The organism is Marinomonas rhizomae (genome assembly GCF_003315485.1).
Classification (GTDB): domain Bacteria; phylum Pseudomonadota; class Gammaproteobacteria; order Pseudomonadales; family Marinomonadaceae; genus Marinomonas; species Marinomonas rhizomae.
This window is the reverse complement of record NZ_QNSE01000015.1, coordinates 21,361-33,659: the sequence shown is the minus strand read 5'-3', so window position 1 is coordinate 33,659 and position 12,299 is coordinate 21,361. Positions and strand designations below refer to the sequence as shown.

Sequence of the window (12,299 nt, the reverse complement as noted above, 5' to 3'; positions counted from 1 at the left end):
GACTTCCCCAGATTAGAAAGCTAAATTAAAAAAGCTAGTCGTGCTATTTGCAGTTGCTTTTTTTGTTAGGAAAGTACGGACAGCTTGGTCTAAGCCACTGCAAAATTAACAGGATGAACATTGGCTAAATTTAGATGTTGCTTAGCCTGCCAAAGATCGTAGGCATCTTGCATGGCCAGCCAGCTTTCTGGTGTTCTACCAAGCGCTTTAGACAAACGTAATGCCATTTCAGGTGACACAGCGCTCTGCCCTTTCAGCACACGACTTAACGTGGACGAAGCGACATCCAATTGCTTAGCTAAAAAGCGGCAACTAAAACCCGCAGGTTCAAGATAAACATCGTAAATAAATTCACCTGGGTGCGGAGGGTTGTACATACTCATTAGTGATAATCCTCATAGTTGAGAATGTAAGCATTACCATCAACAAATTCGAAAGTAATACACCAATTCCCGTTCACAGTAATAGACCAAATCCCATCTCGACTGCCTTCCCCAAATTCGGTTATTTTCGATCTTTGAAGAAGGCTACAATGGAGTCGATCGGCATCCAAAATTTGGCGGTGAGTTCTTCCTTCTGAAGGAAGATAAAGCCACAATGTTGATAAAATGTAACGAGATCATCGTCTTTGGCGTCGACAAACAGTCCAACGACGCCCATGTTCTCGTTTATCAGCAATGTTCGCCTCATTGCATCGACTACCATTATCTTGGCGATGTCCTGCCCTTGGCAACCTTCATCCACTCACATCCTGGCTAATGTTACGCCGGGCAATGGGTTGGGGTATTTCTTGTACAGTTTATGAGGAACAGGAACTTTGACCTCGATATTACTGAGCGAGTAATAGCCCACAATGTCTGTTTCATCGCTCCCCTCTAAAACAAATGTCCTAGATAGATTTCGCTTTGCCGCACTATTCGCAGACTCTTTTAGAAATTTGTTAATTCGCTCATTGCCGCAATTAAAGCGTTTTCGATTATGGCTTTCTTTTAAAAGTGACAGCGCCATTCTCATAACCCTTTAGCGCTTCATAAGCGTCATCAAGATGTTGAATTTCTGGCGGATTATCTAATGCTTCAAAAAATCGATCCGCTCCTTCCATCGACAATTTTAATAGTCTATTACGCTCTACCACTTCCTTTGCCTTATCTAAGGCGGCATCAATCATAAACTGAGACATTGAAGCACCGGATAGCTCCGCCGCGTTAATAATGATCTCTTGAACCTCTTTAGGCGCTCTGGCAACGAGCCGCACATTTTCTTGTATATGAGATGTCGTCATCGCTTTCTCCTTGGCGGGTGATACACCAAATCTATAATATTAGGTGCCATAATGGCACCATAAATTAAAAAAAACCACATACTACCAAAGTAGCACAACAAAACCTCAAACCACCTCGCTTGCCACCACAGTACACCGACACCCTGCTTTGCTGACACCTCGTGCGCTGACTTTGTCTATGCTCCAATTGCCTTTTATTTCCGATGGGAAGATGTCGTTTAGGGTGAGGATGCCTTCTACAAAATTTATTAGGGGGAAGGTGAAAATTAAGCTGTTTTTCATCTTCTCCCGAATTCTATTAGCCATTAGATCCCCGTATTTTTCCACTTATCTCTTAATACGACCTTTCGTCACCTGATCATTTCGCCCAGTTTATTTTATGTGATCTTTAGCCCGCACTTTTGAAGTGCATTCTTTAAAAATACCTATCAACAAAGAAAAAAGAGTAAAGAGATGAAAATGCGTACCTTAGTAACAACAACTAAATGGAGTGCCCCTATTCTGTTAGCAAGTGTTAGCCTGTTTGCCAATGCAACCGAGTTAAATGCCAACCTTGGGCTTTCATTATTAGGCGAACAAAATCATGTCATTGGCGAAGACAATGATGTCAAAATTCACCCGTATTTGAATGTTCAGTACGGTATGTTCATCGTGGGACCAGAGGGAATAGGTTTAACGAAGAAAATAGGAACAAACGATCAATTTAGCAGTGTATTTCTAATGCGAGAGTCGGTCTTTGATAAAGAGGATAACAGCCTTCTAAAACATTTTGACAAACGTGATGACGCGACCGAATTAGCACTACAATGGACTCATTACACTCCCATTGTAGACATAACAACGGCTATATCAACGGATGTATCTAATACTCACGAAGGCTATGAAGCTAAACTTATGCTCTCTAAAAAGCTTCAAACCAGATTAGGAACATTCATCCCTGCTGCAGCGATACAACATCAATCTGATGAATTGGTGGACTATTATTACGGCGTAAGTTCCAAAGAAAGCAATAGCCGTTTTTCAGCTTACAAAGGTGAAGCCGTAACGAATACCAACCTTTCGTTAACGCATGTTTACCCGATTACAACTAAATGGCATCTTGCGACAAGAGTAGCGTATGACCATTTAGGAGAAGCAATCGCTGATAGTCCAATCGTTAAGCGCTCGAATTACTGGAGTGGCGCGTTCTCTGTTTTTTATCAGTTTTAAACAATGAATAACAATAGGCGCACCAAGATGAAAAATAACTTATTAACCGGCACAACGAGTTGGATCGCTGGGCTTAGCTTTCTAGTGGGTATGATTGTTTATGTAGCCTTACTTTCCTATGTATCATATGGGGATACTGCACAAGCAGTCCTACCTCAGTTGGAATTTATAGCCTCTTATTCAACCTTACTTTATGTATGGTACTTTGTTATTTATATTCTATTTGGTTTGGCATTAATTGGCTTTCAAATCAGTATAAAAACACACCTAGTAACAGGTTTTTTTCGGTCCTTTGCCTTAATTTTAGGGTATCTCTGGGCTGGTATTACCATTGTTACGGGCATGTTAGCCAACGTGGGGACTCATATGCTTCTGGAGCTTATGGGTCAACATCAAGAACTGGCTATTTCGCAATGGTACAACCTACAAATGCTGATTAATGGTATGGGTGGTGGTAATGAAATTGTTGGTGGCCTTTGGTTGATTGCAATGGGGCTCAGTTTGAATATACATTGCTCACTTACGCCTTTATTAAGAAGTATCGCTCTTGTGTTTGGCTGTGTAGGAGTGTTAACAGCCGCACCTATGTTAGAGTATTTGGGAGGCATTTTTGGGGTTGGGTGCATGCTATGGTTTTTCGTGATGGGCAGTTATAAGTTAGTAAAATACAAACGAGAAATAGCTTATGCATAAACTTCCTTTTAAGACGTTTTGGCACCGTCATGAATTACTCAAAGACACTTTAACCGTACTGATTTATTGTACCTTGATTGCCGTGGTTATCTGGATCACCAAAGCGGGTGAGTTCTGGATGACCTTGCAAATATCTTTGGTATTTGGTGCAGCCTGTTTTTCCTGTATTCGGCTGAGTCTTTATTATTTAAAAGATAAGTTATCTATCCTTAAGGCGACAATATTAGGCTACTTAGGCGGCGTTATTATTGGTATGTGCTATTTACTATACCAAGTTTATGACTCCGTTGATGCTGTGCTGAATGCGTCTTGGTCAGACCTGCTTTTAAAAGTGCTTTTTAGCATGCTGGTAACTTACATTTTTTATAATGCTCATAGACTCAGTCGAAAAGAGCAAGAGCTGCAAGAGCAGAAAATGAAAGCGCTCATGCAAGAAAAACAACTGGCAGAATCTAATTACCAAATGCTGCAATCTCAAATTGAGCCGCATTTTCTATTCAATACGCTTGCTAACATTCTGGTCTTAATTGACATTCGGCCTAATGATGCCAAACGCATGCTAGACGATTTAACCAGCTTGCTAAGAGTTTCTATGAGCAAGATAAAACAGCCGCGTATTAAATTAGTTGAAGAATTGGACCTAGTCGCCGCGTATCTATCTATTCAAAAGGTGCGAATGGGGAATCGTCTAAATTTTCAAATACAAAAACCTGGAGCTATAGAAAAGGCCGAGTGCCCTCCATTCTTACTACAACCATTGGTTGAAAATGCGATTGTCCACGGCATTGAACCAAGTTTAGAAGGAGGATTCATTGCCGTCTCTGTGCGTATTGATGATGAAAACTGCTATGTCTCCATTCGTGATACGGGTGCTGGATTAAAGCCGAACTGGCAAGAATCCGATACTACAGACAATAAGCATGGTATAGCTTTAAAAAATATTCGCCAAAGGCTGCTCTTGATTTATGGGGAGCACGCTCGTTTTGAGATCAATAATGTATTAAATGAACATAAACAGATTTCAGGTTGCCAAGTTCAACTTAGTTGGCCATTGAGCTTGCAACCTTCTGCCATGTTAGGAATGGGAAATGCCGGACACTAAATCAGAAAAGTTGGTACATGTTATGGTGGTAGATGATGAACCATTATTACGTTTTCACCTACAGAAGCTATTGCAAGAGCTTTGGGAAGATATTGACCAAACTATCGCGGTCGGCTCCGGCGTTGAAGCGTTGAATGTCGCGAATGAACTTAATATTCACACTATTTTTATGGACATAAAAATGCCCGGAATTAGCGGGATTGAAACGGCCAAAGCACTCCGTGAATCGGGCTATAGTGGTAATCTGGTATTTGTTACCGCATATGATGAACATGCGGTCGCTGCGTTCGAACATGAAGCTTTGGATTATTTATTAAAGCCTGTAGATGAAAAGCGTTTACTAGAGTGCATTCAGCGATTAAAGAAACGTTCGCAAACAACAGTCAAATATGAGCTTGACGCCAAACAATTGACTAAGTTACTCCCCCAACATACACATCAGTCACTGCAATGGATTAATGCTTCTCTGGGAAATGGTATCCATGTCATTAAAGTCAGTGATGTGAGCTGCTTCATTGCGGAGGATAAATACACCACGGTAGTGACTGAGCAAGGTAGCTTTTTAATTAAAAAATCGATCAAACAATTGTTAGAAGAACTAGACCCTAATGAGTTCTGGCGCATTCATCGCTCAGTTATCATTCAGGTTAGTCATATAAAACAAGTGCTCAAAGACGAAAACGGTTACTTAAACGTTTTACTCAAAGGAATTGATAGAGTATTACCAGTAAGTCGAAATAACGCGCATTTATTCAAACAAATGTAGGTTGGCATGGGACGCCATTATTTTTGACTTCTCGGATAGCTCATACAAAAATCAAAAACGACTTTAAAAAACTACGTATATATCAATAAGGCCCCACAAACCTGTCACTAAATAACGAAAACGAGCTATAAATTTAGAAATCCGTGAAGCTGCGCTGGGCGTAGTCTTTGACGCGGTCGACGTTGTCGTTTACCCAGTCTGGTGTGCGGAGTTGGGCTATTTGTTGTTGGTACATGCGGATGGCATGGATCATGTTGACCATTTCTATGGAGGGGATGACGACGGGGTTGCTGTCGAGTTTTAGGGATTTGATCATGTCGTTGAGGAGTTGGTATTTTTCTTTCTCGTGAAGGCCTGTTTCGAGGGTTGCTGTGTTGGGCGTGGTGGCGGGAAGGTGTTTTTGTTCGTGGAGTTGTTTTTCGCAGTCAATGAAGTAGCGGCGGGCTTGCTTGCCCTTCTCGTTGCGTTCAACCATGGCCAGTTCTTTTGCCATGTCTAGGGTGACGAAATACTCTTTCGTTGCACCACGATTCCCGCTCGCCAATTTTGGCGAGCGGGAAATAACCGTAAAATCTTCACCTTCTTCAAAGCCATATTGAGCAATGCGAGCTTTTATCCAATTGGAAAAATCGCGACCTAGCTCAAGAAAGGTGTGAAGATCACGGGCATTTACGGTATCGAGGGTTTGCTCGTTGATAGAGCGAGTGTGAAGCGGAATCAGTTGCATAGCCATACTTGGCCTCCTACGGTCAAAGTTTTGACCACCTCGTGAGGTTCGAATCTCAATAAGGTGGTGGATCTAAATCAGGTTCGAACTACCGCCCGTAGGAACGGCCAACCCGAAGGTTGCCCAACAAAGACCCACCATAACAGGCGGACTCCGGCCACAAAAAAACACGCGGTGCGTGTTTTAGGCCGCTACGGTATAAACGGGGTTCGAATCCCGGCACTGGATTTTGCCAGTGCAAGTAGAATGTTAGATCAAGATGCGGATGGGGTCAATACAACTCTTATGCCTTATAATAAGTAGACTTGTCTAATTGTCTAAATAAATAGGATAAAAAACCTAACAAATCTAAGCAATCCTGTTTATTAACAGGCCAATCAATAGCTGGTTCATGAGCTGTTGGATTACGAATAGCTTGCATAAGACCAGCAGATAGAAACTTTATGCCATTTTGAGTATTTCTATCAGTCTCTGTTTGACAAGGAGTTATTTTTAAAACTCCATTATCTGCACCCCATACATCTAGCATTAGATTTTGGCCATCTTTCTCTGATTGTGCCTTTTCTTGAACTTTTTTATTGTAGACCTTGCATGCTTCAAAAACTGCATGAAAATAATGACCTTGTATAAATAATTTTTTGGAATGTAAAACAATTTCAGCATGAAAAGAGTGGGACATAAAGTTAGATATTATTTCTCTATTCACCGAAGTTGAATTTAAGCCATTACTTTCTAGGATTCTTTCAAGTTCATAGTCATGGCTCCCTGAACAAAGCTTTCTACAGAATGAAATAAGAAGTTCATTTCTTTTCTCATTTTCTATTCTGTACTTTGCTAAAGAAAGAATCCAATCGTAAACTATTTTAGCCCGCGACGATGTAATTGAGTCATTTGGAAAGCACTCTTTATCAAAAGGAAAAATGGCCTGTCCAACACGATCAATTTTATTTATCGTTTGATCATATTTAAGCAAATCACCAACTTCAATAGCAATTAATCTATAATTCATAAAATTCCAACAAACAAAGATCTAAATAATATTATAAAAATTTAATTTCCATCTAATTTATTCTCAATCGAATTGATAATATCTCTAAAATGAAAGTGATGCGCCTGACTTATAGTTGCACAAAATCTATTTAACACCTCTTGTTCATCGAGGCCAACAAGGTTTCCTATTTCATTAAATTCATTATGCTTTCCAGCTCCTAATCCTTGTTCAATTATATCCGTCAGTTCATCCTCACCTACACGAAGATGGCTAGAAAGAATATCTATCGTTTCCGAGCACGTTTGTATTATCCAAGATTCTGGCCAAGTATCACCAGGCAAATATTCGATATTACTTCTCATCCAAACCTTAACGTCTTCTAATTTATCTTTAGTTTCAGCCATTTTATGGCCATATTCTAAGTTACTTTTTTCTTTTCTAACTTGGTCACCATCAAAAACCACTACAATTTTTTCTCTCTTCTCTCTTGTATAATTTGCTGCCAGCTGACGAGAAAGCGAAGTGGCAGAACCAATAACTTCAACACTTACTCTTGATCTTATTGAACTTGGTAAAACATTAAGCAATAGTTTCTTTGCAACTACATCTTCAACTAACAAGCTAATTTCACATTGATTTTCCGCGCTTAATTTTGAAAATGCAAAATCTGATGAAATAGAATCAGTCACTATCGTTTTTCCATTTATATTTTCAATAAACATTCTTGCTTCATCAGGAAGCTCATTAAATATATCTTTAGAATGCGTAGTACAAACGATTTGAATTTTTCGCTTCTTACAAACTTCTTTTAAATGTCTAATAAATTTCTTTTGTGCTTCAGAGTGCAGTCCAAGTTCTATTTCATCAATTACAACAAGCGCTCCTTCTGACACAGAAAAAATCACTGAAAACATTTCAAACAATGCGTTTTCACCAGCCCCCATATTAAAACCAGAGTACCGTTTCCCATTAGAAGTAACTAAAGGAAGTCTATACTTCGAGTAAGAAACATATTTGAAATCGTCATATTTTTTTCCAATTATATTTCCAACTATTTCTTTTACATCATTCTCCCATCCGTTATCACCAAGATTTAAAAAGGACTTCGAATAGCTTTTAGATTGACTTTTTTCGCTATGAGGAACTATCCGATCTATGCCTAAAAAGACAACTTCTCTTTTAATGCGCTGATCGTAATTGTTCCATTTTCCACCTTTTTTTTTCACTCTTTTTTGAAACCTAACCCCTTTTTTACTCGAATTAATATCCGTTTTTTTCCAATTATTATGGGCAATACCATAAAAAACCTGTAGACCTTCTGGAGGAATATCTTCTGCATGTTGAACAAAAAAATCTGCAAAAGTATAATATGGTTGCTTTCTATTAGGAAGTTTAAAACCATTACTAGAATTATGGAACGCGCAGCAAACCAAAGCTAAAATAGTCGATTTCCCCGAACCATTTTTTCCAGAAATTGCTGTAATAGGATAATCAAATGACATTGAAAATGATGAAAGCCCCCTCATATTTCCTTCTGTCAATTTTATTACTCTCAAAAGATTATGGTCGTTATCATTTATAAACCATTTTTTTAGACTTCTATCTAGATTACTTTCTTTATACTTCATAATAGAACTTAATATAAAAATTAAATACACTTGGATAATTTAAAGAAAACCCAACCACTGACTTTCAGATACAATTTTAATCGGGTGACCTTCAAGACGAAGCTTTACTGCTTTTTCAATTTTGCCGCCAAAATTGGACGACCCCCAGTTAGGAGAAACCTTGGAGCCAAAAATTAAATAGTCTGTCTTTTTACTGATTGAACCAGTAACTCTATAGCCTCTTGCAGTTGCCACTTCCATAACATCATCACGGCTACCAAAATCGAACTCTCCAGACACACATATGGTTGAATTATGATGTGTCATGGCTTCTAGCATGTCTTCAATGAAAGATAAAGGGTGAACGTCGGCGCTGCCTGTTTCACTAAATTTAGCGCCTGATACTTGTTTAAGGAAATTTAACAAGTCATCTGGAGACGACTGCTCTGCGACAGAATTATTAAGTTGATCGAGTTGCTTCACAACTAAGTTGATAGGGAAAGAATCGAATAGATCATCGTTGGAGTTTAGCCATTCGATTAGTGATGACATTTCTTCGTAGTTCAGAACATCATCAGCAACAACGCCAGATAGAACACCTAAGAATTCATTGACACGATCAATGTCTTTTTGCCTAGGAAAGTCCTTAAACTCAACAATGTCGTTCACTAGGCATTTTAGATCTTCTATTTCTTCTTCAGTGACAATGCCATCGGCAAGAATATCGTCAACAGCATCAATAAGGTCAATCGCATCGGGATCGTCTCGTAAGTGCTCTTGTGATTTTAGCCAAACATCTAAAAATAGCACTTCAACTTCGTTTAGCTGCTGATCTGCTGCTATTCCTTGAAGTATTCCTTTTAGTGAGATCACAGCCTTTTTTCTATTTCGGTCTAAACAGTAATAACTAACCGCATCCATTGAACCCCTCCTTAGTATCTTTACAAGAAATATACACATATGAGAGAGAAAGAAAAAGAAGAAACGGCTGGCACTTACCGCTAAACAACCTCACTAGCAACAACTACACACCTGTACCCTGCTTTCCCGTCGCCTCGTGCGGTGACTTTGTCGATGGACCAGTTGCCTTTCATTTCGGGTGGGAAGGTGTCGTTTAGGGTGAGGATGCCTTCGGCGACGAGGTTTGGGTTGCCCATACCTAGTAAATAAGAGCGTCGAGGGTGACGCTGGTGCCTTGTCTTTGGCTTTTGATGAGGTCGTCTGGCAGGCTTGTTGGGCGGTGGTTGGGTTGTCGTAGCTTTGGCGTAGTTATTTTGGATCGATGAAGATTAGATGCTAATTTTTATCAGATCCCAAATTCTGAAAAAGGAAATATAGCTGTGAAATAAAAAGTGTTAAAAAGACTAAAATTATAATATATACAGTCTACCTTTGAAGTCATAGGATTCATTCTATTTGCGCCTTCATAGCAAAAATACTCTTGTTGGGCACCTTTAGCTTTTGATAAATCAAAATATTGTAAAAATTCATTACTTAATTCTTTATCTCTTTGAGCCGCATCTTCTTTCAAAAATGTATGTGGTAAGATATTAATCCTTCCTTCCCAGCGTTTTCCAAGGTCATGAAAGAAAATCCCTCTAGCCAAACACTCCATAAATGAATTGAGACGATTTTGATCGTAGATAAATGAAGCAGTTACAATATTTTCACCGTCTCTGCCAATAATAATTTCCTCTCTTGTATCTTTATTCAAGAGCCCCATCAATCCTAAATTCATAATACCTTTGGATTCAATCTCGCTAAATGCTTTTGCACCAGCAATTGGGTCATCCTCGTATTTTTCAATAATGTCCATAACTTCTTTTGCTTGATCTTTAGTTATCCCTCTTTCAAATGCACGCTCCACAGATCTTTTAAGCGCTCTTATTTCTGTATTTCTTAACTCTTCTACTTCTTTTTTTTCGTCAAGTTTTATTGAATGTAATAAAATGGAACGAATATATTCATCTTCTTTAGATTTTTTTTGATTGTGGATATCACAAGAATCAACTGTTATAAGTTCACTTCTTTTTCCCTTAGGGAAAAAACTTCTTGGTGGAATATGCTCTACTCCAGTTACTTCTCCACCACAAAAATAGCATCCCATACAACCCTCAATATTTAATTAGAAAAATAGCCTTTGAATCGTGCGTTCACGCGCTTAGATATTTATACATAGCTGGATATTTCCATAGCATGAACACTTATCACTCGATACTAAAAGACTTTCTTTGATACCACCAGTACAAAGTACACTTTTTCCAATCACCCCTAACTCAAACCACCTCACTCGCCACCACGACACACCTATACCCTGCTTTCCCATCGCCTCGTGCGGTGACTTTGTCGATGGACCAGTTGCCTTTCATTTCGGGTGGGAAGGTGTCGTTTAGGGTGAGGATGCCTTCGGCGACTAGGTCTGGGTTGCCCATACCTAGTAAATAAGTGTGTCTAGGGTGACGCTGGCGCCTTGGCGTTTTAGTTTGGTGAGTTCGCTTTGGCTGGCGGCGATGGCGTCGGTTGGGGTTTGGTAGGTTTGGCGGAGTTTTTTGTACGGGGTTTCGCCTACTTCTATGGTGGCTTCTGGCCTGTGTTGTTATCTGTCCAGTTGGCTTTCACGCCATTGAAGCGACTGCGGCTTGGGTTGTCCATTTGGCAGTTGGTAAAGCGGTGTTGGTTGCTTGGGGCGTTTTGCACGGGCAATCCGACGACGACGGGCGGGATGGCTTGCCCTGTGATGGTTTTGACTTGGCCCCGTTTGGCGAGTACGTACAGGTCGTTGACGGGTTTGGCGATGGCGTCGCGTTCTCTTGCGAGTCGGGCTAAAAAGGCGCTGTCGGTCTCGTCGATTTGGTCTAGGTGGTCGATCTGGCTGTGTTCAAACTCTTTGGCCACCCGTGGGCTGAATCCGTGGGCGGTGACGATCTCCCGAAACAAGGCGGCCAGTGTGGTGTTTTCGAAGGTGCGAGTGCGACGCTCTTTAAAGCCGGTGGTGTCTTCCACCTGAAAGGGTGCGGCGGTGGCGACGATGGTAATGCTGGGCGGAAACAGTTTCGGCACGATGCGGGTGATTTTGAACTGGCCTTTGTCGATCAGGTTATCGCCGTAGCCTTCTCGCCATGTGAGCACTGCGCCCTCTTTCGGCAAGCCCGTTTGCCCTGTAGTGTCGATGTGCAAGGTGAGTTGGTCGCTTTGTGTGCCAGCGGCGTCGATGCGTTCCCACGAGGTGAGCCGAGCATTGATGATGCCCTCACCCGCTCCGCTGACGCGCACGCGGGGTAAGTAGTTGGATGGATTGTCTAGTCCCATATGTTAATGACCTTTTCTGCGGCCTTTTCAGGCAATGTGGGGATCTCGATCACGACGCCAGCGGGCAGCACTGGCCCGTATTGTTCTAAGCCGGGGTTGAGTTCGAACAGGGCTTCTTCCGCCTCGTCGTCGTTGCGTTTTAGGGTGATCCAAAGAATGTTGGAAATGGTGTCGCCGTCGCGGCTACGAAGGGTCGTCATTGGCGTATTCCTCTAATTCGATGGTGAAACCAAGGACAAAGGCCGTGCCGTCGTCGATGATCCTGTCTTGTTTTTCTTGCAGGCGTTTAATGGTCCACTGACCTAAGTTGTTACCGTAGCCATCCGCCAGCACCAGCGGTTGACGTTTGTTTTGCAAAGTGCGCAAGGCGGTAAGGTGGCTCATACCTTGGGAGTGAAACCACGTCCCTGTTAGGGTGATATTTTCGAGCTGTTGGCCTGTGTTCTGGCTGAGCGGCTTTTGCCCATAACGGGACACCGCAACCCAACCGCCATCGCTCGTGCGTTGCAGCCCTTCGTAAGGCGTGCCCTCGCTGAGCGAAAAGACAAAGCCACCGAGAGACATCATTTGAGGCATAGGGATTCCTTGATTTTGTGGGGAACAGAAACGAAAA

General features: G+C 41.2%; 18 protein-coding genes. 4 read left to right on the top strand and 14 right to left on the bottom strand.

What is annotated here, in order from left to right:
• Positions 1-89: 89 nt before the first annotated feature.
• The 6 genes from DFP80_RS17640 to DFP80_RS17625 form a co-directional block, all read right to left on the bottom strand.
• On the bottom strand, positions 90-383 hold the full coding sequence (locus DFP80_RS17640; protein WP_113918131.1) for a HigA family addiction module antitoxin: 294 nt from the start codon (positions 381-383) through the stop codon (positions 90-92).
• Positions 383-553 carry a type II toxin-antitoxin system RelE/ParE family toxin gene (locus DFP80_RS21015; RefSeq protein WP_277749272.1) on the bottom strand — a complete coding sequence of 57 codons (171 nt, stop codon included), beginning with the start codon at positions 551-553 and terminating at the stop codon, positions 383-385. The genes DFP80_RS17640 and DFP80_RS21015 overlap by 1 nt, the downstream gene beginning before the upstream one ends.
• Complete coding sequence (locus DFP80_RS20585; protein WP_147243856.1) at positions 505-744, bottom strand: hypothetical protein; 240 nt, start codon at positions 742-744, stop codon at positions 505-507. The genes DFP80_RS21015 and DFP80_RS20585 overlap by 49 nt, the downstream gene beginning before the upstream one ends.
• On the bottom strand, positions 745-1,008 hold the full coding sequence (locus DFP80_RS20580; RefSeq protein WP_147243855.1) for a hypothetical protein: 264 nt from the start codon (positions 1,006-1,008) through the stop codon (positions 745-747).
• Positions 977-1,282, bottom strand: coding sequence for a type II toxin-antitoxin system TacA family antitoxin (locus DFP80_RS17630; protein WP_113918129.1), 306 nt, complete (start codon positions 1,280-1,282; stop codon positions 977-979). Before DFP80_RS17630 ends, DFP80_RS20580 begins: the two co-directional genes overlap by 32 nt.
• Before the next feature lie 105 nt (positions 1,283-1,387).
• Entirely contained in the window at positions 1,388-1,588 is a 201-nt protein-coding gene (locus DFP80_RS17625) for a hypothetical protein (RefSeq protein WP_241560311.1), read from the bottom strand.
• 153 nt (positions 1,589-1,741) lie between these two features.
• On the opposite strand from DFP80_RS17625, the gene DFP80_RS17620 reads away from it, so the two are divergent.
• The 4 genes from DFP80_RS17620 to DFP80_RS17605 are packed head-to-tail and all read left to right on the top strand — an operon-like array spanning position 1,742 to position 5,052.
• Entirely contained in the window at positions 1,742-2,491 is a 750-nt protein-coding gene (locus DFP80_RS17620) for a MipA/OmpV family protein (protein ID WP_158601379.1), read from the top strand.
• Positions 2,492-2,518: 27 nt separating this feature from the next.
• A complete protein-coding gene (locus DFP80_RS17615) occupies positions 2,519-3,184 on the top strand; it encodes a hypothetical protein (protein WP_113918127.1) in 666 nt (221 codons plus the stop codon).
• Positions 3,177-4,286 carry a sensor histidine kinase gene (locus DFP80_RS17610; RefSeq protein WP_113918126.1) on the top strand — a complete coding sequence of 370 codons (1,110 nt, stop codon included), beginning with the start codon at positions 3,177-3,179 and terminating at the stop codon, positions 4,284-4,286. Before DFP80_RS17615 ends, DFP80_RS17610 begins: the two co-directional genes overlap by 8 nt.
• On the top strand, positions 4,273-5,052 hold the full coding sequence (locus DFP80_RS17605; protein ID WP_113918125.1) for a LytR/AlgR family response regulator transcription factor: 780 nt from the start codon (positions 4,273-4,275) through the stop codon (positions 5,050-5,052). The genes DFP80_RS17610 and DFP80_RS17605 overlap by 14 nt, the downstream gene beginning before the upstream one ends.
• Positions 5,053-5,185: 133 nt before the next feature.
• Here DFP80_RS17605 and DFP80_RS17600 read toward each other — a convergent pair whose 3' ends face one another.
• The 8 genes from DFP80_RS17600 to DFP80_RS17560 form a co-directional block, all read right to left on the bottom strand.
• Positions 5,186-5,785, bottom strand: a complete 600-nt coding sequence (locus tag DFP80_RS17600; RefSeq protein WP_206610622.1) for an antA/AntB antirepressor family protein — start codon at positions 5,783-5,785, stop codon at positions 5,186-5,188.
• A gap of 277 nt (positions 5,786-6,062) precedes the next feature.
• Positions 6,063-6,788, bottom strand: coding sequence for a TIGR02391 family protein (locus DFP80_RS17595; RefSeq protein WP_113918124.1), 726 nt, complete (start codon positions 6,786-6,788; stop codon positions 6,063-6,065).
• A gap of 41 nt (positions 6,789-6,829) precedes the next feature.
• Positions 6,830-8,398, bottom strand: coding sequence for an AAA family ATPase (locus DFP80_RS17590; protein ID WP_113918123.1), 1,569 nt, complete (start codon positions 8,396-8,398; stop codon positions 6,830-6,832).
• Between the two features lie 39 nt (positions 8,399-8,437).
• Positions 8,438-9,298 (bottom strand): BRCT domain-containing protein, encoded by an 861-nt coding sequence (locus tag DFP80_RS17585; protein ID WP_158601378.1) that lies wholly within the window; start codon positions 9,296-9,298, stop codon positions 8,438-8,440.
• Between the two features lie 385 nt (positions 9,299-9,683).
• Positions 9,684-10,484, bottom strand: a complete 801-nt coding sequence (locus tag DFP80_RS17575; protein WP_113918121.1) for a hypothetical protein — start codon at positions 10,482-10,484, stop codon at positions 9,684-9,686.
• Between the two features lie 464 nt (positions 10,485-10,948).
• Positions 10,949-11,686 carry a contractile injection system protein, VgrG/Pvc8 family gene (locus tag DFP80_RS17570; RefSeq protein ID WP_241560339.1) on the bottom strand — a complete coding sequence of 246 codons (738 nt, stop codon included), beginning with the start codon at positions 11,684-11,686 and terminating at the stop codon, positions 10,949-10,951.
• The gene (locus tag DFP80_RS17565) at positions 11,677-11,886 is read right to left on the bottom strand and encodes a tail protein X (RefSeq protein ID WP_113918120.1); all 210 of its coding nucleotides are present in this window, start codon (positions 11,884-11,886) and stop codon (positions 11,677-11,679) included. Before DFP80_RS17565 ends, DFP80_RS17570 begins: the two co-directional genes overlap by 10 nt.
• Positions 11,870-12,262 carry a phage tail protein gene (locus DFP80_RS17560; RefSeq protein WP_113918119.1) on the bottom strand — a complete coding sequence of 131 codons (393 nt, stop codon included), beginning with the start codon at positions 12,260-12,262 and terminating at the stop codon, positions 11,870-11,872. The genes DFP80_RS17565 and DFP80_RS17560 overlap by 17 nt, the downstream gene beginning before the upstream one ends.
• Positions 12,263-12,299: the final 37 nt, after the last annotated feature.

Bases quoted from the DNA above. Each gene is read 5' to 3' on its own strand.
- DFP80_RS17570 (WP_241560339.1), bottom strand. From the start codon at position 11,686: ATGGGACTAGACAATCCATCCAACTACTTACCCCGCGTGCGCGTCAGC.
- DFP80_RS17565 (WP_113918120.1), bottom strand. From the start codon at position 11,886: ATGACGACCCTTCGTAGCCGCGACGGCGACACCATTTCCAACATTCTT.
- DFP80_RS17575 (WP_113918121.1), bottom strand. From the start codon at position 10,484: ATGGGATGCTATTTTTGTGGTGGAGAAGTAACTGGAGTAGAGCATATT.
- DFP80_RS17630 (WP_113918129.1), bottom strand. From the start codon at position 1,282: ATGACGACATCTCATATACAAGAAAATGTGCGGCTCGTTGCCAGAGCG.
- DFP80_RS17600 (WP_206610622.1), bottom strand. From the start codon at position 5,785: ATGGCTATGCAACTGATTCCGCTTCACACTCGCTCTATCAACGAGCAA.
- DFP80_RS17615 (WP_113918127.1), top strand. From the start codon at position 2,519: ATGAAAAATAACTTATTAACCGGCACAACGAGTTGGATCGCTGGGCTT.
- DFP80_RS17625 (WP_241560311.1), bottom strand. From the start codon at position 1,588: ATGGCTAATAGAATTCGGGAGAAGATGAAAAACAGCTTAATTTTCACC.
- DFP80_RS17595 (WP_113918124.1), bottom strand. From the start codon at position 6,788: ATGAATTATAGATTAATTGCTATTGAAGTTGGTGATTTGCTTAAATAT.
- DFP80_RS17620 (WP_158601379.1), top strand. From the start codon at position 1,742: ATGCGTACCTTAGTAACAACAACTAAATGGAGTGCCCCTATTCTGTTA.
- DFP80_RS17590 (WP_113918123.1), bottom strand. From the start codon at position 8,398: ATGAAGTATAAAGAAAGTAATCTAGATAGAAGTCTAAAAAAATGGTTT.
- DFP80_RS20580 (WP_147243855.1), bottom strand. From the start codon at position 1,008: ATGGCGCTGTCACTTTTAAAAGAAAGCCATAATCGAAAACGCTTTAAT.
- DFP80_RS17640 (WP_113918131.1), bottom strand. From the start codon at position 383: ATGAGTATGTACAACCCTCCGCACCCAGGTGAATTTATTTACGATGTT.
- DFP80_RS17560 (WP_113918119.1), bottom strand. From the start codon at position 12,262: ATGCCTCAAATGATGTCTCTCGGTGGCTTTGTCTTTTCGCTCAGCGAG.
- DFP80_RS17585 (WP_158601378.1), bottom strand. From the start codon at position 9,298: ATGGATGCGGTTAGTTATTACTGTTTAGACCGAAATAGAAAAAAGGCT.
- DFP80_RS17610 (WP_113918126.1), top strand. From the start codon at position 3,177: ATGCATAAACTTCCTTTTAAGACGTTTTGGCACCGTCATGAATTACTC.
- DFP80_RS17605 (WP_113918125.1), top strand. From the start codon at position 4,273: ATGCCGGACACTAAATCAGAAAAGTTGGTACATGTTATGGTGGTAGAT.